Annotated in this window: 29 protein-coding genes, 1 tRNA gene and 1 pseudogene; 25 read left to right on the forward strand and 6 right to left on the reverse strand. The window is 33.4% G+C overall.

Annotated elements, in window-relative coordinates; genetic code table 11:
- Positions 1-324 precede the first annotated feature (324 nt).
- The gene (locus tag AC1RNE_RS18810) at positions 325-879 is read left to right on the forward strand and encodes a hypothetical protein (protein WP_492803059.1); all 555 of its coding nucleotides are present in this window, start codon (positions 325-327) and stop codon (positions 877-879) included.
- 52 nt (positions 880-931) lie between these two features.
- On the opposite strand, the gene AC1RNE_RS18815 is transcribed toward AC1RNE_RS18810, so the two are convergent.
- A complete protein-coding gene (locus tag AC1RNE_RS18815) occupies positions 932-1,099 on the reverse strand; it encodes a hypothetical protein (RefSeq protein WP_492803061.1) in 168 nt (55 codons plus the stop codon).
- 128 nt (positions 1,100-1,227) lie between these two features.
- Between AC1RNE_RS18815 and AC1RNE_RS18820 the strand changes: the two genes are divergently transcribed.
- The 13 genes from AC1RNE_RS18820 (at position 1,228) to AC1RNE_RS18880 (ending at position 7,748) form a co-directional block, all read left to right on the forward strand.
- Positions 1,228-1,299: transfer RNA gene (locus tag AC1RNE_RS18820), tRNA-Met, on the forward strand.
- Positions 1,300-1,488: 189 nt separating this feature from the next.
- A complete protein-coding gene (locus AC1RNE_RS18825; RefSeq protein ID WP_492803063.1) occupies positions 1,489-1,638 on the forward strand; it encodes a hypothetical protein in 150 nt (49 codons plus the stop codon).
- A gap of 677 nt (positions 1,639-2,315) precedes the next feature.
- A complete protein-coding gene (locus tag AC1RNE_RS18830; RefSeq protein ID WP_492803065.1) occupies positions 2,316-2,558 on the forward strand; it encodes a hypothetical protein in 243 nt (80 codons plus the stop codon).
- A 99-nt stretch (positions 2,559-2,657) separates the two neighbouring features.
- Complete coding sequence (locus AC1RNE_RS18835) at positions 2,658-4,118, forward strand: hypothetical protein (RefSeq protein ID WP_492803067.1); 1,461 nt, start codon at positions 2,658-2,660, stop codon at positions 4,116-4,118.
- Between the two features lie 34 nt (positions 4,119-4,152).
- Positions 4,153-4,449 carry a hypothetical protein gene (locus tag AC1RNE_RS18840; RefSeq protein ID WP_492803069.1) on the forward strand — a complete coding sequence of 99 codons (297 nt, stop codon included), beginning with the start codon at positions 4,153-4,155 and terminating at the stop codon, positions 4,447-4,449.
- Positions 4,446-5,144 carry a hypothetical protein gene (locus tag AC1RNE_RS18845; protein WP_492803071.1) on the forward strand — a complete coding sequence of 233 codons (699 nt, stop codon included), beginning with the start codon at positions 4,446-4,448 and terminating at the stop codon, positions 5,142-5,144. The genes AC1RNE_RS18840 and AC1RNE_RS18845 overlap by 4 nt, the downstream gene beginning before the upstream one ends.
- Positions 5,145-5,174: 30 nt before the next feature.
- Complete coding sequence (locus AC1RNE_RS18850) at positions 5,175-6,248, forward strand: DNA cytosine methyltransferase (RefSeq protein ID WP_492803072.1); 1,074 nt, start codon at positions 5,175-5,177, stop codon at positions 6,246-6,248.
- 45 nt (positions 6,249-6,293) lie between these two features.
- Positions 6,294-6,584 (forward strand): hypothetical protein, encoded by a 291-nt coding sequence (locus AC1RNE_RS18855; RefSeq protein ID WP_492803074.1) that lies wholly within the window; start codon positions 6,294-6,296, stop codon positions 6,582-6,584.
- Between the two features lie 8 nt (positions 6,585-6,592).
- Positions 6,593-6,799, forward strand: a complete 207-nt coding sequence (locus AC1RNE_RS18860; protein WP_492803076.1) for a hypothetical protein — start codon at positions 6,593-6,595, stop codon at positions 6,797-6,799.
- Between the two features lie 8 nt (positions 6,800-6,807).
- Positions 6,808-7,062 carry a hypothetical protein gene (locus AC1RNE_RS18865; RefSeq protein ID WP_492803078.1) on the forward strand — a complete coding sequence of 85 codons (255 nt, stop codon included), beginning with the start codon at positions 6,808-6,810 and terminating at the stop codon, positions 7,060-7,062.
- 7 nt (positions 7,063-7,069) lie between these two features.
- Positions 7,070-7,315, forward strand: coding sequence for a hypothetical protein (locus AC1RNE_RS18870; protein WP_492803079.1), 246 nt, complete (start codon positions 7,070-7,072; stop codon positions 7,313-7,315).
- Positions 7,302-7,469, forward strand: a complete 168-nt coding sequence (locus AC1RNE_RS18875; RefSeq protein WP_492803080.1) for a hypothetical protein — start codon at positions 7,302-7,304, stop codon at positions 7,467-7,469. The genes AC1RNE_RS18870 and AC1RNE_RS18875 overlap by 14 nt, the downstream gene beginning before the upstream one ends.
- Positions 7,470-7,529: 60 nt before the next feature.
- A complete protein-coding gene (locus AC1RNE_RS18880) occupies positions 7,530-7,748 on the forward strand; it encodes a DUF551 domain-containing protein (RefSeq protein WP_492803082.1) in 219 nt (72 codons plus the stop codon).
- 46 nt (positions 7,749-7,794) lie between these two features.
- Here AC1RNE_RS18880 and avs1c (AC1RNE_RS18885) read toward each other — a convergent pair whose 3' ends face one another.
- The 5 genes and pseudogenes from avs1c (AC1RNE_RS18885) to AC1RNE_RS18905 form a co-directional block, all read right to left on the reverse strand.
- The gene (avs1c, locus tag AC1RNE_RS18885) at positions 7,795-8,046 is read right to left on the reverse strand and encodes an AVAST type 1 anti-phage system protein Avs1c (protein WP_492803084.1); all 252 of its coding nucleotides are present in this window, start codon (positions 8,044-8,046) and stop codon (positions 7,795-7,797) included.
- Positions 8,006-8,251: an AVAST type 1 anti-phage system protein Avs1c gene (gene avs1c / locus AC1RNE_RS18890; RefSeq protein ID WP_492803086.1), complete on the reverse strand. Its 246-nt coding sequence runs from the start codon at positions 8,249-8,251 to the stop codon at positions 8,006-8,008. Before avs1c (AC1RNE_RS18890) ends, avs1c (AC1RNE_RS18885) begins: the two co-directional genes overlap by 41 nt.
- Complete coding sequence (locus AC1RNE_RS18895; protein WP_492803088.1) at positions 8,248-14,070, reverse strand: hypothetical protein; 5,823 nt, start codon at positions 14,068-14,070, stop codon at positions 8,248-8,250. The genes avs1c (AC1RNE_RS18890) and AC1RNE_RS18895 overlap by 4 nt, the downstream gene beginning before the upstream one ends.
- Positions 14,070-15,257, reverse strand: a complete 1,188-nt coding sequence (gene avs1a / locus AC1RNE_RS18900) for an AVAST type 1 anti-phage system MBL fold metallo-hydrolase Avs1a (RefSeq protein WP_492803089.1) — start codon at positions 15,255-15,257, stop codon at positions 14,070-14,072. Before avs1a ends, AC1RNE_RS18895 begins: the two co-directional genes overlap by 1 nt.
- 102 nt (positions 15,258-15,359) lie before the next feature.
- Positions 15,360-16,176, reverse strand: a pseudogene (locus AC1RNE_RS18905) (transposase family protein).
- Positions 16,177-16,892: 716 nt separating this feature from the next.
- On the opposite strand from AC1RNE_RS18905, the gene AC1RNE_RS18910 reads away from it, so the two are divergent.
- The 11 genes from AC1RNE_RS18910 to AC1RNE_RS18960 all read left to right on the forward strand — a co-directional run bounded on the left by AC1RNE_RS18910 (position 16,893) and on the right by AC1RNE_RS18960 (position 23,913).
- Complete coding sequence (locus AC1RNE_RS18910; RefSeq protein ID WP_492803091.1) at positions 16,893-17,129, forward strand: hypothetical protein; 237 nt, start codon at positions 16,893-16,895, stop codon at positions 17,127-17,129.
- A gap of 717 nt (positions 17,130-17,846) precedes the next feature.
- Positions 17,847-18,155 carry a hypothetical protein gene (locus AC1RNE_RS18915; RefSeq protein ID WP_492803092.1) on the forward strand — a complete coding sequence of 103 codons (309 nt, stop codon included), beginning with the start codon at positions 17,847-17,849 and terminating at the stop codon, positions 18,153-18,155.
- A gap of 7 nt (positions 18,156-18,162) precedes the next feature.
- A complete protein-coding gene (locus tag AC1RNE_RS18920; protein ID WP_492803093.1) occupies positions 18,163-18,900 on the forward strand; it encodes a hypothetical protein in 738 nt (245 codons plus the stop codon).
- Positions 18,897-19,370, forward strand: a complete 474-nt coding sequence (locus tag AC1RNE_RS18925; protein ID WP_492803095.1) for a hypothetical protein — start codon at positions 18,897-18,899, stop codon at positions 19,368-19,370. Before AC1RNE_RS18920 ends, AC1RNE_RS18925 begins: the two co-directional genes overlap by 4 nt.
- A gap of 4 nt (positions 19,371-19,374) precedes the next feature.
- Complete coding sequence (locus tag AC1RNE_RS18930; protein ID WP_492803097.1) at positions 19,375-20,415, forward strand: hypothetical protein; 1,041 nt, start codon at positions 19,375-19,377, stop codon at positions 20,413-20,415.
- Positions 20,416-20,417: 2 nt separating this feature from the next.
- Entirely contained in the window at positions 20,418-21,224 is an 807-nt protein-coding gene (locus AC1RNE_RS18935; RefSeq protein WP_492803099.1) for a hypothetical protein, read from the forward strand.
- Between the two features lie 92 nt (positions 21,225-21,316).
- On the forward strand, positions 21,317-21,634 hold the full coding sequence (locus AC1RNE_RS18940) for a hypothetical protein (RefSeq protein WP_492803100.1): 318 nt from the start codon (positions 21,317-21,319) through the stop codon (positions 21,632-21,634).
- 127 nt (positions 21,635-21,761) lie between these two features.
- Positions 21,762-22,313, forward strand: a complete 552-nt coding sequence (locus tag AC1RNE_RS18945; protein WP_492803101.1) for a hypothetical protein — start codon at positions 21,762-21,764, stop codon at positions 22,311-22,313.
- Between the two features lie 82 nt (positions 22,314-22,395).
- Complete coding sequence (locus tag AC1RNE_RS18950) at positions 22,396-22,602, forward strand: hypothetical protein (protein WP_492803102.1); 207 nt, start codon at positions 22,396-22,398, stop codon at positions 22,600-22,602.
- Positions 22,602-23,438 carry a hypothetical protein gene (locus AC1RNE_RS18955; RefSeq protein WP_492803104.1) on the forward strand — a complete coding sequence of 279 codons (837 nt, stop codon included), beginning with the start codon at positions 22,602-22,604 and terminating at the stop codon, positions 23,436-23,438. The genes AC1RNE_RS18950 and AC1RNE_RS18955 overlap by 1 nt, the downstream gene beginning before the upstream one ends.
- On the forward strand, positions 23,404-23,913 hold the full coding sequence (locus tag AC1RNE_RS18960) for a hypothetical protein (RefSeq protein WP_492803106.1): 510 nt from the start codon (positions 23,404-23,406) through the stop codon (positions 23,911-23,913). Before AC1RNE_RS18955 ends, AC1RNE_RS18960 begins: the two co-directional genes overlap by 35 nt.

Raw genomic sequence — 23,913 nt, forward strand, 5'->3', positions numbered from 1 at the left:
ACTAATTGTAGGTAAAATTTACCATGATTTAATATACTAGAAAGATAGTTTAAATATAAAATTTGAGAATTAGTTGGTATAATATATAGGCTGAGCCCAATTGAATATTAATAAATGCCATAAAAGTAGAGTTAGAGATTATTTTTTGCGGAATTATAAAGAGTTTGGAGCAATGATTAAGTATAGATATATTGCTTGAAAACCTTTAAAATATCGTATATGGAAGACTTATTAAAATTTGTATCCTCGGCGTCCTCAACTCGTTCCAAGGCTTTTATGTTTATCTGGCGAATACTTATAGCTATAATTTTGACCAATAGATATATGAATAATAATCATTATTATTTTACCTATGCTGATATTTCTCTTAAAGAAGTCATAAGGTTTATATACAGCTTAGAGTTTGTCATTGTTGTCTCAGTTTATCTTATAATGATATTTATATTCTTTTTGCTTATTAGGTTTGCGGTAATTATATTTTCTTTGATATTTAACAAATCTCCTAGTGAGCAATATTTAAATAAGATTTTCATCTTTTATATACATTCCATAGATTCGAAAGCTTATTTTAAGGATAAAGAATCTTTAGAGACTGTCCAGCAATTAGCAGAAGAAGTTAAACATATAAAAAATCCAATATTTGAATTTTTTGAAGACAGATTAAACGTCTTATTAGCTAATTCATTTTTGATTCATAGTTTAAGTGATATAATAAAATCACATGAACTTTATAAATGGTGGTTAGGTTTGTTGTTTGGCTTAAATGATTTGTTGCTAATTATTGGAATAATTATATTTCTAGTTTTAATATATTTAAACACTGCTTATGAAGCAATAATTAGATGGATTGTAACTGTTTCAAATAGGGGTTTTTTATAAAATAATATTAATACCAAAGCCCACAATGTGAGAGTGGGCTTTGGTAAACTTACTAACCAATAGAAATATTGATAGTAGGTTTTGTAACGAGCTTGTCGATTACATACAGTCCAAGTATTACAATAATTCCTGTAACTACTAAGGCTGGAATTCCTACAAGAGTAGTACTAACACCTGCGATAGATAGTTGTACTACTTTGCTTTGGGCTAGTTTACCCATGTTATGAAAAACAATGTCTTTATAGTAGGGAGTTAGATTCCCTACTAATGCCTTTGTTAGTACAAAATTAGGCTATTTTTTATTGTATCTCTAGTAAGAAATAAGGGTTACATTTTGATTTTTTATCCAGCAGATTAGAGCAGTGGTAGCTCGCAGGGCTCATAACCCTGAGGTCACAGGTTCGAGTCCTGTATCTGCAACCTAGGTGTAGAACATAGAATATAGGTGGCGGGATGCCTATCATCCCGCCCACATTGTGGAACGCACTCATAATATGAATTAACAAAGGGGCTTAGCCCGATTTAGAGAGGAAGTGGAAAGCTATATCCACATGATGATAAATCAATCAAATGAGGGAGAGGATAGCACTCCCTCAAAACCGATAAACCATGAACATATCGATTGATTTCCCTGACAATGCAGCTAGCTTTTTAGTAGGCTTATTACCTGTTTGCTTGATTTTGATGGCTTTTTTGGCTGGTGTTGCACTAGCAGAAAAACATTTTTCCAAAGAGCTAACCCATGACTTGGATGATTAGAGAGATATTCAACTTTTTAGGTTATCTTATTTTAGCCTTTATGATGGGCTATATCTGTACAGCTTTATATCATTCAAATAAACGAAATTTTTGACACATGAAATACTTACTAGGTATCATAATCATTTTTCTTTTGATTGGTTCACTTTTTAGTGAATCCTTTATGTTGGCTGTAGGCTGTTTAATCACAGCATTTTGCTTGATGATTTACGCTATCATCAAATTTACACCCATGCAATAAGCGATATTGTTAAATAGGTTTAGAGGTAAGATTGTAAATCCCCTGATTCTGTCGGGGGTATTTATCCTCTACGAATAAACCTTCAAAAATAAATTAGTGGTTAATAATATCAAATTACTCCCGATGTATTGTCGGGAGCTAATTTTCACCACGAAAGATTGATTTTATTTGATAGGACATAAACTGTACAAGGTTTATACTGTAAAATCCCCTGACAATGTTGGGGGTATTTTTAAAAGTAAAATAATATTAAAAGGTGATGTCTAGGCAGGTGCACTTGCTTAGTCTGGGAACATGAAATGGCGGTTTCATTTAGGGGAGTTCGATTCTTACCCATCACCACAAAGGCAGTAGAGTAAGTAACAGTAGTTTGGGTACAAAGGGAGGTGTGAGAAGCCTCCCTGAGTTAATTTTCAATTTTCAAACACATTTTTCAATGACAGTTAAAGCAAAGTTTAAATGCAATTCTGTGACCAATTTTGGTACTCAGAAACAAGCAAAATTAAGTGCCATTTATGGCAAGGATGGTGAAAACAAAGATTTTACCAATTTTACTCCAGCAGGTGAGCTTAGTATTACAATTCAGTCAGATGCACCTGCATCAGAGTTCTTTGTTCCGAACAAGGACTACTATTTGACATTCTCTGAAGCAGATAACCCAGCTAACAAAGAAAATTAAGATTAACGCAATGTGAGGTGTATGGGAGTGTATTGTAGCACTCCCTTCCTTTTGCCTTATTGATAGCAGGGATTCACCGCAAACCTAAATTTTTGTAAAATGTTAGCATCACAACAAAATATAACAATTTTACCAACTTCTAATTTTAAGAATAAGGCAAAATCTGTTAAGACTGGAAACTCGTATTCGCTTTCTCCAATACACGAGCGGTATCGTGAGTTCAGGGAAACGTATAATTCAACACGTTCGGATTTAAAGACCAAAATACGGCTCACTAGAGATAGTGTTGCTAACAAGATTTTGTACGCATTTTACAATAAGTTTTATACCGCAGAAATCAAGCGATGGGGAGATAAAAACCCCGAAATGTTGCCATTTTTATCGTTAAACAACATTGATTTAAAGGAACGTGTAGGCGTAGAAGCCAATTCAACCGCATGGAGAGCTCTTTCATTTTTGACAAAGGTTGACCTTGGTGAAGGAAAAGGTGTACTTATCAAGAAGATTTTCAATGGTTATTACCAAGACTACACAATTTTCATAAACCCATGGATTTTGACTGGTCAAATTATCGAAAATTGGGGTACAAAAGCGGAAAAAAGGTGGCAAAAATCTCAGAATTTTGGAACAGAAAACCAAGCCCCCCTTTCCCCTCTGGTTGCAAATTGCAATCCTCCTTTTATTAAAGGAACAATCCTAAAGGATAATACTACTACTAGTCCTAGTGGAAAAGCGGATAACTTTACAGTTGCAATGGAACAAGAAACAGGAACAAAGGCAGAGAGTGAAACTCCTACGATGAATCCTTACCTAAAACGCTATTTGCAGGGCCAAAAAGACCCAAAAAGTACACAAACGGCGGGTGATTCTCAAAATGATATAAAGCCCCGTAGCGAGCAAATAAAGGGCAAATACTTTGATAAGTCCTCTTCAACTCAAAAGAATGGTGTTGGAGTTCCAGACAGCAAAAATGTGGAAAACTCTGTGGAAAACGCTAAAAGGCAGGTAGTTAGAGCGAAATCTATCGAATTGACCGTAGATTTTTACCGTTTTGCCATGCCGATTTTGTATCCAAAACACCGTGACAGCTCAAAAGCACAGCAAAAACTAATTCTCAACACGATATGGATTAACTGGTTTAAACCTTATGTTGATAATCCTCTTTGTACCTCTAGCATTTTGGACGCATTGTTTGAAGATTTGAAAGAATTGGTGGTAATAACACAACAAGAACTTGATAGTAAGCCAGATAGCTACATACATGCTAATCCAGCAATCTTCTTTGATAAGCAAGAATTTAAGCATGGATTAAATAGAGCTTATGAAAAATTCAAACAACTAAAATGGAATAAGGACAGGAAGATTTTAAGAAAAGCACAGTTATCTGTCAAATCAGGAAAAGTCCCTCCAGGAATAAAGAGTATCAAATCGATGATCGATTTAATTAATTACTGGAAGATTCACATTGATAAAATTTGTGTCAACAAACAATTGATACTTAAATCTTTCAATGTGTTTTTGACAAACCCTAAGAATCTTTCACCAACAGGGTTAAAATGACGATTTTGGAATAATTAACCACCAATCAAACAAAATGAGTGCCTCAACCAAAGAAAGACAACCAAGCCCTGAAAATTCACTATACAGAGTTTGGTTAATACTAAAAAATAACGATACAAGGACACATTACAGTTTTATCAATCGCCTGAATCCTAAAAAATCGAAAGCATACATAAAAACAATTCATGAAAGAATGAAAAAAGTTGGGGTTGGGTATGCTTGGCTGATAGATAACCAAACTGATGAACTGCTCGAAGTATTTGACGAAGACCACTGGCGACAACCTAATGAATATGAACATTACCTTTTTACCACTAACAAGAAACCATGACAAGTGTCCGTAATAAAATAGACCAAGAAGCAGTTTTTGCCCTATTCGCTAAAGGCAAAACAGCGGCAGAAGTAGCGAAAGAATTATCGTATCCATCATCGACAATGCGACAATATCGCTCAAAATGGCAACTAGAAATATTAGACAAAGCAAAGAACCTATCAAACACCAAAACGGACGAAACGACAGTAGCACAAGATGAGCAGATTAGTAGCGATAATTTGACATTAACACCTGATAAAGAACTGGTTAATCCTATAATTAGTAGCATTTTAGTATCGCAAGATGAGCAAAAAAAAGATAAATCATGGTTGATATTAATTAACATAGGATTGATGAAAATCTACAGTATTAGTAGCGTTTTTAGTGTACTGATACAAATGCACGACATTCATATTGTCGCTTTTTGTGTCGCTATCGTCGTAGTTTTTGCACCGCTAATCATGCTGATACAAAACGTTAGTAGCACGCTAAGAATTTATGCTATACTGATAATGTTGATAGTGTTTGCGATACAAGTGTTGTTCTCAGCCATCAACTTTAATCTAAAAGTTTCATCAGATTTTATGGCTTCAGTAACGCAAGTAACGACACTCCAGAAGCCCAATTTTGTATTAACGATGGCATTGCTGATGCCAACCTTGGAGTTACTTTTTGAAGTGGTTTATCTTAAAATTAAATATCCTGCTAACTAAAACTATCATCATATTTTAATCTCCAAAATTATGCTGAAAAAAGATATTACAATGGTTGAGTTATTCGCTGGTACTGGAGGGTTCTCCTTAGGTTTTAAAAATGCTGGATACAATATCAAGCAACATTATTTTTCAGAAAAGAATAAAAATGCCATTGCCAACTTTAAATATAATTTCAATGAATCTGAATTTATCGGCTCAGTTGCCAGTGTTTCCTCCAGAAACTTTTTCAAACCCGACGTTCTCACTTTTGGAAGCCCATGCCAAGATTTCTCAATGCTTGGAGGAAGAGATGGGATTGACGGGAAACAGAGTGTTCTTATCTTCGAAGCAATTAGAATTATTACTGAAACCCGACCAAGCGTTTTTATCTGGGAGAACGTTAAAGGAGCTTTCTCCAGCAATTCTCGCAGAGATTTCTTCGCAATCCTACAAGCGTTTGCCAACATTGGGGGTTATCGGATTGAATGGCAGTTGCTTAATACAAAGTGGTTATTACCCCAAAATCGAGAGCGAATCTACCTTATCGGACATCTTGATGGACGAAGTTTCCCCGGAGTATTTCCTATCACAGAGTCAGATTTTGGGTTTACTGAAGGGGCAGCAGACACCCCAATTATTAGAACGATTGCGGCAGGAGCCAAATCAGGAGGACACCACTCTTCTATGACATTAATCAAAGAGCTTTCCAATAAAGGGAATTTTGGCTTAAAATCAACCAAACAACAAGATAGAGTTTATGACCCGACAGGGATTATTGGAACATTAGCAAGTAGTAGATTGGAAGATAAAGCAAAAATATTGACAGTTGGTCGTGGATTTACCAAAGACAATCTTAAAGATTATGTGGGTACAATAACTTCTAATTCGTTTGAGCAGAATAGTCATATTTATCATCACAATACTATTAGAAGATTGACAGAGATAGAATGCGAGCGATGTCAAGGATTTCCAGACGATTGGACAAAATATGGATTGTACAGAAAAAGAGGAAAAGAGTTTGTACAAGAAGTAGCAAAGACCAATCGCTACCAAATGATTGGTAATGCAGTTTCTCCCGGTATTGTAAAATTAATTGCCGAACGATTAAACATTATTAAGTAGCATGAGCGGGAATAAATCAACCATTCATTGAAAAAATTAAAACCAATGGCAACAAAACAATGGCTAACTGCCTATCAGGTAAAGCATTTGCAGTTAGAAGGAAAACTACCAAAAGAGGACTATCCAAGAGCAATTGAAACCTACCAGAAGAAAATTGATTTTTTGGATGAATGTTTGAAAGAGGCATCACCCTTTGATTATCAAACACTATTTGAAGATAAAGAACGCTTCATTTTGCTTCAATCAATGCTCAAAGCTTCAGTAAATCGAAATACGGATGAAATTGTATTCTCCAAATTGCAAGTCAACATAGATTTCATCAGAACTCAAAAATAATTAGAGAAATGAAAATTGGACAAATATTTTATTCAAAATGGCTAAATGACCAAATAGATAAGACAAGTATCCCAATTGAAGTAAAAAGAATTGATGAAGCCAATGACGTAGTGATTGTTGATTGGAATTCTGGTGCTGGTTACGATGCATGGGTTTTATCACACTGCCAAACAGCATTTAAAATAGGAGAATATTCAAACAAACCATTCAAGTAGAAGAACAAATGAAGAAAATTAGTGACGTATTCGTCAACCTTGCAATCGTATTGCTATGTTTTGTATTTGTTATGAGAATTATCCAAGGTTGTGTTTCAGAGAGTAAGAAGGATGAAACACAATTGCCTAATTCAAATCAAACTGTAAAAAAGTATGAATCACTATACTATATTTTAGCTCAGCGAGATAGTATAAATCGCTTGATTTTGAAAGATAATTATACAGATGGCTTACATCAAATCATAATAAAAGACCCTAAATAATAACATCATGGCATTTATACAAGAATCACAAACACACGAGGATTTGATAACTATCTCAGTACTTGAAAGAGAAAAAGATGAGACTGTAGAACCTTGGGAAATAATCTATTTAGAAACATCTTTTAAAAGAAGTACTTGTACCCCAAGAGAACTCAGAAAGCTAGGTAAATGGCTAATTAACGAAGGTAAAAGAATAGGGCGTGAGTATAATTCCAATGGCAAAAAAAAGAGAACCAAAGATGCAAAAATCTGAAGTAATTAAAGGTATGTGGGTTACCTACTTTCCAATCATAAAAGCAGATGGCACCAAGTTAAATGAATTTAATACAAGGATAACGTCTGACGTATTTGAAACCAAAGATGGAATATCAGTTGTGATGATTGAAGGCAGAAGAGGTTATGTATAAATTTCCCATCTTGAAAGCGTTGAACCATCAGAATCAGAAAACCTTTTAGAATTAAGTAAAATGAATAAAACTCCCAATTTTGGTGAATGGATTCCCATTTCAGACAATATCCAACCCAAAGATAAAACAGCAGTAATTGTTGCTACCAAAAGTAATAGTGTGATGGAAATGTATTTTGTGGAGAAAGAATTTATGTATCTAGATTCTAAAGGAGCATACACATTTAAAACTAAAGAAGTTACCCACTGGATGCCAATGCCAAACCTGCCTAATCAATAATCAGATGCCAAAAGTCAAAATATTTTATCCGCAATACTCAAGTACGCTACTCATCCATCTCCATTTTTCTTATTGTTGTCATATTTGCAATCGAACGAGCCGCTTCATCAACAGTCATTAAGTTAGCTCTGCCATTTGGAGTATTTTTAACATTAAATAATCCTTTAACAGCCCTCCTTGTTTGGGGGGAAAATGATATCAGTCCTTGTCTCATTTGCTCAGAAAGTACATGCATATTGTATTCAAATTCTTTACGACTATTCGGCATTAGCTTTCTTGTTAAATCTTTCTTGTTCAAACATATTCAATGTGTTTGCTAATAATCTTGTCGATTCGTCAATCGTCAAAAAATCTATTCTCCTATTTGGAACGTATTTTAGGTTTAAAAGCCTATTTATTATTTTTCTATCAGGAGGTATTTTAAACGTTTGTTGTATAATCCCTTCCGAAAGCAAATTGATATGCTTTTCAAACTCTCTTCTGCTTTTTGGGGTAATAATCATAATATTTCTTTTTGCTCCAATACATCAATATACTTAACATCATTTCGATTCGAAACTTGCCAAATTAATTTATAATTAGTCTTGAGAGTAATGAAATCCACTGATGAAACACTTAGCGTATAACTTGATTTCAGAGCAACTCCAAATTTATATTGTTCCCAATTTCTCCCTCTTCTCCAATAATTTAGTTTAACATTATTATTGGCTTTAGGCGATAATAATGTTATTGTATCAAGTGGAATAGAGGGAATGAGCTCTCCACCAATTACGTTCATTGTATCTTCGCATTGCGCAATAAGAGGAATTACATCATCATCCATTTCCTCTAATACAGAATTAGGATAACTATTTGCTTTGAATCTAATCCAAGGGTAATACTGGTCACTGTTCCAAAAACTCTTAATTGGAATTAAAAAAGCTTCAAGTTCCAACACATTATCAAAATCTCTCCGATTCTTTGAAAACTCTGAACTATAATAGTTTATTAATAACTCTTCATCTGCTAACAATTCTGTAATTTTAATCTCCCCTGTTTTAAAGAATTCTTTAATAGTATTTTCGATTTTTTCTCCTTTATTATCAGTTATATTAAGACTTAACCTGTTCTCTGCAAAGGTTGGCTGATAGAACCTTAAAATTGAGGAGACCTTTTCTCTATCCTCCCATATTACACATGACATAATTGCCACATTCAAAGAATACCGTAGAATTGTATCAAAATCAGATACTAATTGAATATCATTATAGTTATTAAAGGTTCTATCAATATATTTACTTGCTTTTTGGGAGTCCTCTATTGTTATAGGTACATTAATTTTTACCTGTTTCAAAATAGTTTCACAGAATTGTTTCGTCAAAATGCCTAAGGCATTTAATTCATATAAATAATCCTCAATAGGTTCTAAATATTCTTCTTCTAAAAATACTTCGCCTCCATTTTTTTTGTGTTTCGAAAAAGTTAATTTAAATTTATCTAACCAAATATCTGCCTCTTGTATACCATGACTTTTAACTCCATGTAATGATTCTAAAAGTGATTGACGAATCATAAAATGAGGTATTTCAATAACTTTATTTCCTTCCTTTTCTAGACAAATTTTGAATTCTTTCCAATAAACACTTGGATTCAAGGTTGAAATTTGGTGAAGTATTGAAGCTGAAATTTCTTTGGAAATCTTATATCCTTCAGTAAGGATTTCACGTACAAGAGTCGGTATTACAGTAGCTGGCTGTTTAATTCCAAGCCAAACAATAATTTCAATAGTTCTATTTTTTAATATTAAAGATGGATGATTCAATAACCAAATTAAGAAATCTAAAAGAATCTCTTCTTGAACGCAAGAATCTGAAAGATTTCCACTTACAGCAAGCCAATTATAATCATCATATTTGTCTTTTGGTGTTCGAACCAGCAAGTCTATGTGTTCAAGAACAGCAGAGAGAATATCCTGTTTTTCTCCTTCATCTTTAATATTTTTGAGTAAGCGAATTATATTATTTGCGATAACCCATTCTTCACTATAAGGCTCATTTATGATTAAACTGCTTATATTAGTTATTAATTCGCTTGAATTTGTATAAGTTTTTGATAAAAGACTCCGTAACTCATCAATTTTGTGACTATAATTTGAAGACCATATACCATATTTTTCTTTTTGAACGATAGTAAGTGCACTAATAATTACTTTTCTCGCTCCTGATATATTATCCATTTCAAGGTGCATAAGAGCTTCTTTTTTAGCAATCATAAGTTTGTCTAAAGGATCATCCTCATCTTTGTAATTACTTTCACTTCTACTTTCATCTTGTGGATTATTTGGTTTCATCCCTGCGGTTTCCAAATACACTTTTAATTTTTCAAAATTAGTGTTACTTAAATGATGAAATAATGCTCGTAAGTATTCAAACCTAAATTCATCTTCTACCTCAGTTATCACAAATCGGACAACTCTTTTAAAAAGATTATCCAACTGTGACACATTATGAATTTCAGAATGATTTAACATTTTAGCTTGTATTTTGGCAAACTTACTTAAGTATCTATCATCTCCTACAATAAATAGCTCCGTTAATCCCCATGCAACTAATGATGAGTTACAATCAATATTAGACAGTAAATTTAATACACCTGATTGTTCTTCAATAGCTCTTGCTCCTAATATATACCCTTCTCCTTTAATCGGCATATCAACCATATCAGACTCCGCATTTTTAATGATTGTTGCATAATCTGGTAGTAATAGATATTTTAAATAACTTATTGCTTTCTTTAAAAAACCACTTTTAGCTAAATCTCCAACAAAACTTTCTTTTTGCTGCTTCACATATCTCTGAAAAGTCATTTCACCCGAAGCATGATGAAGATGAACGGCAAATTTTTGTAAATAGGAATGGTCTCCATTACAAGGTATAATATTTGACACTACTGAATTAATAATACCTAATTGATCTTCCTTATACCATGAGGGTCCCATCGAGGTATCTAACATTTCTTTAAATATTTGAGTAGCTTTATCTTCATTCTTTAACATTGCATAAAGCTCAACCAACTTAAGCAAATATTCATTTCTTTCTAATCTATTTTCTACGGTATTAATCACATGATTTTCTAATACTTTAACAACTTTGTAGGTATTTAGCTCTTGATTGGAAGCTCTCGCCAATAATCGAGCAGTGGCAAAAAGACAATCTGTGTACCCTTCTGTATATAATCCTAATTGATATTTGTCTTGATTGGTAATTAATTGAACAAAATAAGGAATCTGTGTTGGAAAAAAATCAAGCAGTAAGGTTACTAAATCAGTATAGATTAGAGGAAATATTTTCTCTGGTATAGAATAACTCCTTTCCCAATACATTCTGTCACTCAAATTTGGTATCAAAACATTAAGAAAATGATTCAGTTGAGGTATTACATGAAGAACTTGGTCTTCATTTCCGTCCACAGTAAATCTTTTAACTTTTCCTCTTAAAAAATAGAAGTACTCCAATAAATCTTTTATATTACTCTCCCAATTTGAGTAGCTAAATTGTTTTATTTTAGGGTATTTATCTGCTGTGTCTAAAAAGCCTATGCATTCATAATAAATTGCTGTGCGTCTAATACCTTGATGATTTATATCAACTCCATTTTCTTTTCTTAGTTTAAACACTTCTTTATTTTGATATTCATTTTTGAATATTTTTTCAATAATATCAACTCTCTTTGACCTTCCTAAAAGAACAAAAAGAGTTACAAAAAAATAATCAGAGTGAATATTATATTTATCAATCGAATATTCTAAATCCTCAACCCAAGTTAGAATACTCTCATTTTTTCCAAAAATAGGGCTTTGATTCTCAAATTCCAGAGCATTTAAAATACTTAATGCAATAAATCCAGTTGAACGATTATCACAATTAAAGCTTTTTAATTCCTCCAATAGTTTTGTTACGGGTGTGATTTTGAATCTCCATAGTAAATACCCATATCTATATGACCCGAAGTCATCTCTAAATTTATTAGTAATAGTTTTGTTTTCCGGTTCATTAAGAATTTCTATAGCTTTACTTTGAAAATAAATAAAATTCTCATGAGCCTGTTCAGAATCTGAATTATATGATAGTGTAATAGAGTTCAATTTTAGACTTATAAAACGATTAAATGTCCTATCATTAATCTTTTCCTCTAAAATTTTGGAAGAAGTATACTCTATTGCCTTCAATAATTTTTCTGCTTCTTCGATAGCTTCATACTCATAAAATCTTTGTAATAAATATAGCGCGTCGTTATCAGATACCATTAAAGTATCATTCCTAACGACATATTTAATTGCATCACAAGCTTTATTCAAAGCCAGTAAAGCATTTACTAAGAATATAGTATTATCATTGAAGAGTACATTATATCTAAAGTTTACTCGTTGCGCTAATAATAACAAGGATATAACCTTATATGAAATACCCTTCTTAGCAGCAAGTTCAATTGTAGCTCGTATATCGGATAGTACAACATCTGGATTTAATCCGTTGATGGTACATTGATCTACCCAATCTTGATTACACTCATCTAACGATTGTCTTTGATAGTCTTCATTTGCATTTGAAAAGTGAAATATTTTTTCAGAAATGCTAAAATATGATGTTGGTTGCTTATTACAATAATTGGAAATGTTACATTGAACATTGGTATTTAGTCCTTGTGTTTTTAAATTCACAAAATCAGAAAATGATGTATGATAAATGCTTATTTTCTCATTAACTCTAAGTAAATGTTGTATTGTCTTATATATTGGCTCAAAAGCATATTGTGTTTGTGGTGGTAGTAAATGGCAAAGCAAATCTCTTTCCACATCAACACGAAGCCTTGATAAGGTTGCTACTAACCATATTGTATCTGCTTGCTCATCTAACTGTAACCAAATATTTTCATAATATTTTTCAATATCACCTCCAATTACAGGCACTGAATTAATCCATTCACCTATTCCTGTGTTCTCTTCAAAATTTAATACATACTTAGTTAAATACCTTAAATATAAAGGATGCCCCTCTGATTTTTGAGCTAATTGAGTTATCTGAGATAAGGTTAGTCCTTTACTTCTCAAACGTTCCTCTAAAAATTCTTCCGTAACTTGGCTAAGTAAAGGTGTAACTTTAACTTCTAAAGATTGTGTGATGATAGCTTGTAATCTTTTGGGCAATATATTACTTCCAGTACAACTTAGAATTACTTTTAAGTTAGAGGGTAAGCTTGTAGGTAAAACTGATAAGAAATCATCTATTTTATCTGGACTTACATCATTCAATCCATCAATAATTAAATACCCAATTTGATTATTGCGACGGTAATAATCTGATAAATCATTTAAACCCTGAAGAACTCTTTGTACTCTTTCAAAATGTTTTTCATCCGATTTCTGCTTAGGAGGCAAAGTATTATATAAGATTTTATAATATACTTCTTCCAACCACTTCATAAAATATTCAGGTGAAGCTCTAATTTGAGTTGGTATTGCATCGTCTTCGGGTACTTTTACGAAGTATCTACCGCAGATAACATGAATATGCTTCAATTTAATTTGAGCTGCAATAGTGGTTTTTCCAGAGCCTGGACTACCGCTTATCAGAAAATAACCATTATCGCTGTGTTGTTCAATAACTGTATGAATATTTTTTAAAACTTCTTCATTAGGAAATAATTCTTCAATATCTTGCTCCAATGATTTGGGGATTGTATTTGTGTCCTTTTGGAATACCTCAACCTCATACTTTTGCAGTATCTCTACAATACTAAATATACTGGTTGCACCAAAAGTTCCTTGCAAATCATATCCAATAACCCCAACAACGAAGCCGCCAATAATGAGTGGAGAGCCCGATAACCCTTCAAAGTCGGATAGTTTATTATATTGCTCACAATCTAAATCTATATCCCAATTTCCTTTGTTTTCGTTTAACCGAGATACTATACCAGAATATTTTCCACCATTAATCACACGCTTGGCAGGAAAGCCATAAGTTTCCCAACTATCATTAACTGTAATTTGCGAAGCAAATAAAGGAAGTGTAGTAATCCCTTCAACCATTTGATTTTTAACACGCAGTATTGCTATGTCTTTTGATAATATCTTCTCAACGATTTCTAACTCTATTGGCTCTTCATTAAACTTATTTATATGAATTAGGCTATTATCTGAACTTGATAAAGTATGTTCTGATGTGAGTAAAAGCTGCTCTGATTTATTCACATTGATGAAAAATGCTGTACCTGATTTACTACCACATATAATCGTAAACGTGGCACTTTCAACCTCACTAAAATTTATTATTTTTTCCATTAAATGCTTATTACAGGATTTTCTTGTGTTAAATAGTTTATCGAATAACCATATTTCTCAATCCAGTCTTTTCTATTAAAAAAATCAGAATTTTCTGTTTGATAATTAAAATACAAGTTACGTTTTACCTCTGGATCTCTCCCAATAATATTTGCGATTGTAACATTATCAGGATGGTGATGTATTTTTCCATTAGTTGAGAACACGTACTTATCTGAATCAATCTTGGAAAGTAGTTCTTTACTAATATTATTTTTACACCCATGATGTGAAACCTTGATTAAATCAAAAAAAACTTTGCCCTCTGCTTGATATTCGTGTAGAGAACGTGTAATAAGTGATGGGTGTGCATCTCCAAGAAAAAGCATTTTTTTGTCCAAAATTTCCAAAATGAAAGCGATAGAACTTCCGTTAGTTATACTATTATCTTCATCTAAGGATTCTTTTAATAATCCTTCAACATTTTTATATTCAGCAGAAATTTTTTGTTCTCCTTTTTTAATACTATTCTTTTCCCAAGACATTAGCATTTCAAACGCATCATCATATAGATTACTATCTCCGTAATTATAATTTGCCCCAAATTTTCGTAATTCAGTCATCCATAAACCTTTAAGTTTATTGAGCTTTTCCGTATTGGGCGATAATAGATAAACGCGGGAATCTTCACTTAATTCAATACATTTCCTACTTTCAACACAGATTGCTTTATTGTCAAAATCTTTATTCCATGAATAATTACCTTTCAATAATAATGCACCAAGCGTAGTACCTTGTTCAGCAGAAATCTCTATTTCTCCATATTTTTCATCATGCTTTACATGACCTCTCTGAATAATTCTCCTCATTAAATATTCGTTGACTTTATTCTCCTCAGTAAAGTCTCGTTTATCCAGATGTCTAAATGAATTATGCCAAACCTCTTTTATTTCAATAATTTTATTCTGATTATTTTCCTTAAGAAAATTGATTATTCCATTTATATGGTCACTATCAATGTGAGTAACAATTAACTTTTCTAGGCATTCGCCAATTGACGATATTTGTAGTAAATCTTTTTTTAAATATTTTTTATAGGTATCTGTATATCCTCCATCAATTAATAAATGTTTTTTATTATCTATTCCATAACTTATTAAAAAGCTATCTCCATTTTTAGCAGGATAAGATTTAACATGTATATTCATTATCAATTTTTAAAATTTTGAATTAATTGTTAATGCCAAAGGCGATTTTAGGCTTTGAAATAATTTTACCGCAAAATACTTTTATTGAAGTCATCTTGACTTTTAAATCTTCTTAATTGCCATGTTACTAAAGGCGATAAAGTTAAATCCCATCCAACTTGAAAGCATTGTATCAAATCGATTTAACAAAGACCTATAACTATCTATTCATGCGTTAGTTCTTTCAATAGAATAAAGTTCTTCGTCAATGATTCGATACCAATTATCATCAGTAGTGTTCCTTTTGTTAGGAGCAATATTGGCGATAATTTGTTTTTGATGACATAATTGATGTAAACTTTCCGCTTCAAATCGCATCGGCGAACCGCCCTGTGTCAGCATTCATAAATAGTCCATCAAGTGAAATCGTAGCATCCTCCAACATCGTAGTGAGTTCTTCAAAAGTCTGCTCAATATTAAATAAATCATTGTGATTACCTGAAACTGGCGTTTGTATAGCTAATACAAGTCCTTGTCTATCAGTTAAATAAAGAGCATTAGTTGTTTTTCGCTTCTTTCTGCCTTGATAAGCAACTTCTTCGCCACCTCGAATACATGAAGAATGACTTCCATCTAAATTTACCATTGAAAGGTCGAAAGAAGAATTATACTTTTTCAAAAGTTCTATCCAACATTTCTTCCAAATACCTTCCTTATACCAACGACGATAATGTCCGAAAACAGTTTTGTAATTAAGAACATGAGTGCTAAATGAACTATCGACAGGTAATAAATGCCATTGAATCTCAGGCTTGAGCTAGTAAAGAATATAGTTAATGATTTCACAAGTCGAAGCTTGTGGCTTAAAGCCCTGTTTTCTCAGATTTAAATGACAAATTATATCCGATTCTATTATAAATTTGCTAAGTACGTAATACATAAAAAGGTTGCTTTGGTATGGTTCGCAAAACAAATATCAGCAACCTTTTTTATTTTTAAACAAGGCTCATGATAATTTTAAAACCCTCACCAAAAAACTTTATGACTTTATTAATTTAGGTGAAGACGAACTTATGCTGAATCTTTCTACTAAAAAGCTATTATTACAATGAAAAAGGTCATATCTGGTAAAACTATCTTACTTAACAACGTCACTAATTGTACTTTTATAGCCAATGATGACGATATAGAAATACTAAAAAAAAGATTTCAAACATATCGAGTGAGCTGGTGAATTGGATATAGCAGTAACTCAACATCAATACAGAACAATTGCAGAACAACTATGGAGTGTTCTGGATGATATTGATACGTTTTCAGATGTGTGTAAACCATCTGACAAAAAAGCTTGGAATGCTGTTACAAAAAAGTGATTGAAAAACAGTCAAAAAGGCATTTGTTTCTCGGTAACGATTGGATAACTTTATATGATGAACTTGTAAGTTTAAAATAATACACAATAGTTATTTTCATAAAAACAAAAAGAATTATAACTTATATTAGTTATAATCAGCAATTTATGAAATAAATTATAATCAAAAAAAGTTATATTTTATTTCAAATTGTATGAAAATAATACAAATAAGTTAATATTTTGTTTTTATTTTTTTAGCTTATATAATTGCACCATAGTCACAATAAAGACTATGCAAAATTATGAATTCAAAATTTAAGGAGAATCAATGGGTAATACTCACTGGAGGACAACAAAAAATGCGTGTTGTTGAAAATTTAACCCATAAGAATCACCGTAGTGATGCTTTTGGATTTAAAAAACGTGAAATAGACACAGGAGTATCATCAGGTCAAGTAAGATGTGTTTGGATTGATACCAAAACAAATACAGAATGTTACGGTGAATTTGATGAACGCAATTTAGAAACTTGTGATTAGTTTCTAAATGTAGTATTATCAATACAATCAAAATGCACTAAAAATCATATTGATATGGAAAAGACAACCAAAAACGCCCAAGATTGAGTAATGGGTGACATTATGATATTATCCGACTTAAAGGGATTCATGCTACTTATCTACATTCCTTCGATGAATCTGAAAATGTAGACCGACCTAAAGAGCATCCAGTAAAAATCAGGCGAAAAGATAGATGGAAATGATGAACTAGAAAATATGAATTTTAGGAGTGAAAGTATCTCAACAAAGCCACTTATTTTACGATAAGTGGCTTTGTTGATTTAGTTAAAGTGCCAAATCCTTAAACAAACTTGAGGTTAAAGATTTTCTCCAATTGTTCAATTTCACCTTCAAAGAAATTATTCTTTGAGAAAAAGAAATCGGGTAACTTTTCCTTTATACCTGAGTTAGTAAGATGGCTATTAAAAGTCTTTCTACTTGAATAACCAAGATAAAATCTGATCTGTTTTTTACTTATTATACGTCCCATTTACTAAAAGCAGCATTTATCGTTACCAAAGTGTTTCAGTATCGTTACCAAAGCGTTTCGGCTATTTTAGGCTAATTAAATTTTAAACAATTTTGAGAAAATAAAGGGACGTAGGGGTATGCAATCTAAAGTATTGTTTTTGGGGAAAATCAATAGCTTAAAATTACATATTTCCTACGCTTTTTCACTATAAAACTCAAGAAAAAATGTTTGGATTTGATTTAGAAAGTTTCAAAGCAAAACTTGATGTAGTAAATACTACACTATCTGAGAGTACATTTGATTTCACAGTGGATGATGTTCATATCATCGTCTCACCAAGAAGGATTGTAAGTCTTAATTGGAAAGTAGAGCCAACACCTGGAGAGCTCATGGCTGCCATCAATGAATCCTTTGAGCTTCTTGAAGCACAAATTGTAGAAGAGCGTGAAACAGCTATTAATCATCTTTTAGAAGGTGTAAAAGAGCCAGTAAAGTCAATGATAATATCGCAATTTTCAACCTTGCTAAACTAAAAATACTATGGCTTCTCTTGCTATTAGAGTAGATGATGACTACAAAGAAAAATTCAGGAATGAATGGATAGCCAAAGGTTATCCCGATGAATCGACATATTTGAAGGAAATCATTGATGCTAGGCATGAAATTCAATTTTTAAAAGAATCTGAAGGTGTGATTGTATTTTTACCCCATCATGAGCAAGTTAAGTATGAAGCGTTATCAGCATTGAAGAGACTAGAATTGAATGATTGGATACTTTTTGTTTTAAGAAATTCCCAGTATGATTCTCATGGAAATCCGTTTACAGATACTTCTATTTTTGAAAATGCTGTAAACACTACTCAACGAGCTGGTTTACATGTGTTTACAAATATTAACGAGGGTGTAAACAACCCTGTAAACGCCTGTAAACAAGAAAATGCCCCAAAAACGTCCGATTGTGTAAACACACATATCGATGAATTATTCAAAGCATTTTCAAGGCAACCACGAGAAGAACTATTTTCCTATAATTACATTACAACGCTTATAGAAGAGCTCGCGGCAATGTCCTACGATGAGGCTTTAGATTATCTAAATACCTTCAAACAGTCACTCAAAAATGCTGAGAATGTAATTAACTACTATTATCAAAACGGCGGGTTAGCCATGACAGCTTTGAATAAATTAAAGCTAAATCTGATGCTTTATGAAGGGATTAAGGCTGAGGAAGTTCAAGCAACTGAATCTATTTTTGTGATATTAAATTCTTACCAATGAAATACCTAGCCATCGTGGAACACCTACCCGATACTAGCTACAAGGTAGAGGCTATCATTGGAGAAGGTGATAAAGAGTTTTGGCAAAAGCAATTTGAAATTGCTCAGTCAGCCATTCAATTTCAAGCATCAATCACAGAACTTGAGGAGTTTAATACATTGCATATAAATCTATTGCTCAGGCATTGTATTAAGTCTGGAGTAATATCAGCTCAAGAAGTAAAACTTGACCCACTTATACGACAAGTGGTAGAAAAAGAAGTAGCTAAAACCTCTTGGAGATTGTCTCGCAGAAAGCGATTGATGAAGCAATACGAGATTGAATATCAAAAATTGGCAGGTACTTACAAACGTTCAGTTTTCGCAAGACTAAGCAATGAAGCTATATCGTGGGTTAAAACTTTTTGCTTTAATCTTATTCCCAAAGGACTACAAAACTTAATTAAGGCACTCAACCAACTAACCAAATAGTACGATGTCATTATTCTCAAATATTAGAAAAGCTACAAATGCCGTAACTAGCACGTCAGATGCACTGAAAACTGCATCCCAAGCCTTTGGGGCTTTTGGGGGCAATTCTAATCCGCATCCCTACCAAAGCATGATGGGAAATCCAACCAGTTCCCGTGGAGCTGAAGGATATTTATCAAACTATCAAAATCAGCAAAGCCAAGAAGAAGAGGATGAAGAAGAATTGTATCATCCTGTTCAGGTAGAACGAGAAGTTACAGAAGCACTCATGGACTCATTCCGCAAGCGAGCTACCATGAAAACGGACATGATAATTTTGAAGCTACAAAAGAATTATCTATATCAAAAAGTACTGGCAAAAATTATCATTCAAAGCAAAGGGGATGATGTCATTGCCAAAACACACGAAGATAAAGAGGATGACGAACTAGCAGAATTACCGAAAGAAGTCCAAAAGATAATCCGAAATCAAAAGCACCTTCAGGCAATTGAAAGCGTCAGCATTGATGATTATTTCAAAGATTCATGTATAGAATACTTTATGATGGAGTTTGAAGAAGACTATCGAAATGGTTTAACACCAGACTTCAAAGGCATCAATCCTATTGAGCTATTGACCATGAAAATGCAAGAGCCATTTTTAAAATTAATCGCTGATTATACCGTTGATATTGCCCTTGATATGAAACCAAATATTGTCAAAGGAGCATTAGCCATGAAGCGTAAGTATATAGATAAACCTATCAACAAAGTAACAGAGCCAAACAATACTACTGAAGTTCTCCCAACACAAGCAATGCCAGAAGAAACAAGTACTTACACAAATCCTTTGCTAGATGATTGGAATGACCCTGCTAATGACCATTGGGATAAATTTAATCCACAGGTTCAAACAGAGAAGAAGGACATTAATGACGAATGGTCTGAAATGGAGCTAAAAAGGCAACAAAAATTAGAAGAAACAAAAGCTGAAAAATTTGAAGAAGAAAAAAGTGAATTTCAGCAAGATGAAGAAGGAAATCAGCATGATTCAGAACAGGAGTAATTATGGCAAAGCCAAAAGAAATTCAATCGTTCAACTGGTTGATAGTAGGTAGCCAGCGAACGGGAAAGACTGTTTCCGCACTATTTTTAGCAGCCATGTTACAACGAATAGCGTTTGAAAATGGTAAAACAAAACGAGTAATCATTTTCAATCCGTTGGAATATAATCCTACTTTTAAAAAAAAGTCATCTATTCAAGAAGCAGTGTCTCTGATTCAACCAGGTTGGAAGATGCCCGGTGTATTTCACAAAATTACCTGTAGTCAAATCTTACCTGTAGCCCATGCAAAATCTAATCTATTTGATTGGTCAGTGGTAGTAGATGGCAATTTAGAAGACTTTACAAAGCAAGCTCATAACTTACTAGATTACATTATCATTTTTGATGATTTGAATAATATAGTAAGAGGTAACCTAGCATCAAAAAAGTTTAAGGATCTTCTTTCAATCGTGGCAGGAAATAGGATAAAATCTAATGAAGTGATGTTTACTTACCACACCTTTCATCAAGTCCCACCAGCTCTTTGGACATATTTTCAAAAAGCGATTGTAAAGGAAACGGATGATGCAGAAGGTGGCATAGGCTTCAAAAAGATTGAGAAAGGTCAAGAGGTACTTACAAAGACACAAATGCAGGTAAGAGCTATGAATAAAGTAGCGAACCACCCCAATCGGTTAAGGCTTTCTGAATTAATTGTCTGGATAAACGAGGCATATATCTTTACACCAACCAATGGTGAGCTAGTTACAAAACTAGGTAACGTATATTACAAGGCGGTCGGTGATGATATAGAACCTTTAACCCCTTAAATACCCTTACATAATGTTTCCAGAGCAAACTGTTACCATCGCCTTACTATTTAGTGTAGTAGTATTTTTATCCATCTCAATCTTTCAATACTGTGTCCAAAAAGTCAGAGAATTATACCAATAAGATTTACCTTAAAACCTTAGCGAGGGAGCATCATTTGCATAGTGATACTTATATATCCATCATGGAGCAATATGATAAATTTCTGATGGAAACCTATAATATTACCATCCAAAAGCTAAAAGGTAAGCCATTGATGGTTTGGCAGGTAGATTTATTAAGAAGGCTGAATCCCACTGATTTTGAACTCACCACGATGAAAGAGTTAGATGAATTCTATGAATGGCATGAATGGATTTCTAAGGTTTTGCTACGTTGTAAAGTTCAACTCGAAGTAACAGAAGACTGATTTAGTCTAATCCAGCACAAAAGTAAACGAGCTGAGTTCAAAGGCCTTACAGCATCTTTATTTCAAGCAATAGATTTGGGCATTCAAACGAACAAACGAATTTGCAAATCTTAAAAAAGAAAATACAATGGCCGTTAAAAAATTCCTATTCGTCAAAGCCAGCATTGGAGATTTACTTTCTATCAATGGCGAGACATTAACATCCGCTACCAAGATTCATGCTTTCAAAGAAGCTGATACAGAAAATTACCTGTATGGCTGGGAAGGAGATGTCAAAGGTAACTTCCATATCTTTAACAAAACGAGTTATAACCTAACTCCAAAGAAAACCATCAATGGCTCGGTAACTTTCACCGCATCGCTGACGGATACAGTGTACAATGCTGAGAAGCTAACAGCAACGGCTTATGCTTATGACGCTGCTACAGGACAATTCCAATGGGATGCTATTAAAGCAGAGGACATTTCAGACGTGCCTACAGACATTGACCTTAAAACAGGTAAATTGAAAACAGGCACAACCGCTGAAGACCCGACAACGACTCCGAAAACTGCCAACGCTGCTTTATCTGCATTACCAACTTGGTCATGGTTTTTGATTGTTCCTGCGGTAGCCTATGTTGGTTATTTGGCTATCAAATCCCTTACCAAGAAGAAAAAGAAAGTAGTCTCAAAGTAAGACCTGTAATCATTTGAATGAGAAGGAGTATAACCACGTAAGCGTGGCGAAGACTCCTTTTTTTCTTTAACAACATGAAATGATGGAAAATACAGCAGTAACCATTACGACCACAGACAAGGAAGTAAAGACCGAGCAAGTAAAGAATAGGGTTTATTCAGCCATCGATTATTTCTTTGGTGCTTTGCTATTAGGGCTTTTTTTGGGCGTTGTTATCGTGATTGCCAATGGGACAATCAATCTTTTTAACAAATGGATACCATCCACTAAAAAGAAGGAGGTAAACTAATGAATGTACTTGATTTTATTACTTCTCTCACGAGTGCAGAAGCACGAAGTGGTCAGAACAGCAAAGTAAGGACGAATAAAGCAACCGTAGGCAAAAGTTACATCATACAATCAGGGAGTTTAGTTGGTGGCGTTTTTAAAGTTAATACACTCAAAAAGCTATCTTTAGGAGCTAATGTTGAAGTAGGTGTATTAGACCAAATTTCTACCATCACTGAAAAGGTAAATGGTGCAAATGTACTGGTTCGCTATGCTAAAGTATTGTTAGATGAACCCTACCTAGACGATGAAGAAAAGCTTATTTCATACCTGTGGTTTAAAATAGAAGATTTAGACTTTGTAGCATCTTCTAACACGGTTGTTAAGCCAGTTGCCAATAATAAGGAGCTGACTGTTTTATATTCAACCACTGTAGGAGGAACAAGATTAAGAAGTACAGCCAGTACGCTTAATTTAAAGAATGTTATCAGAGAAGTTCCTTATGGTGATATTGTAGGTTATACAGACAATCAAACTCAAAAGTATTTGACAGTTACCTTTATTAAGGTGTATAATGCAAAAGGTGTAGCACTGGGCTGGGTAGGTAAAAACAATGTATCACAGGTAAAGCCACAATCAAAAGCACTACCAAAGGACAATGCAACAGGCATTACTGAAGCAGAAGACCCACAGTCAGGTAATACAAGTGAGGGGTTGTCTTTTATGACTATTTTGTCCTGGTTTTTGGGATTTGTAGCAGTCATATTCTTTATTGTATTTGGATACCGTTGGTATAAGCAAAAAAACAGAAAGGAGGTTAGCCATGGAAGAGAAAGACAAAAAATGGTTGACGTTTGAAGGTACAAAGTCATGGTTTAAATCACTGTTATTTACCAAACCAGTGTTAGCGATTTCATTTATCGTAGTTCCTTTAGGCTTACTTATTTGGTGGATTTATGCTCGTGGCAAGAAAGACAATGAAACCAGACAGCTCAACGATGTAAAATTCACGCCTGCATCACCAGTTACCCCCTTACAAGACGCTGAATTTCAACGGTGGGTGAATGAAAGACTTGTCAACCTTGAATTAGACCTGTTTACGAGCTTAGATAGTTGGTTGAATGGTAGTTGGACAATGTCAGAGCTACTCTTTGAAGTAAATTCATTGGATGATAGAAAGCTCATCACGCTTAATAACTACTATCAAAAGAAAAGAAAGCGGTCATTACGCAATGATTTAAACGACAAGTTTTTATCATGGATAGGGCCACCAAGCTCGGATAATTATAGAGATAGTATTGTAAAACGTTTAGAAGGTTTTGGAGTTCAATAA

It is taken from the genome of Arcicella sp. GW822-FHT02H01 (assembly GCF_058802005.1).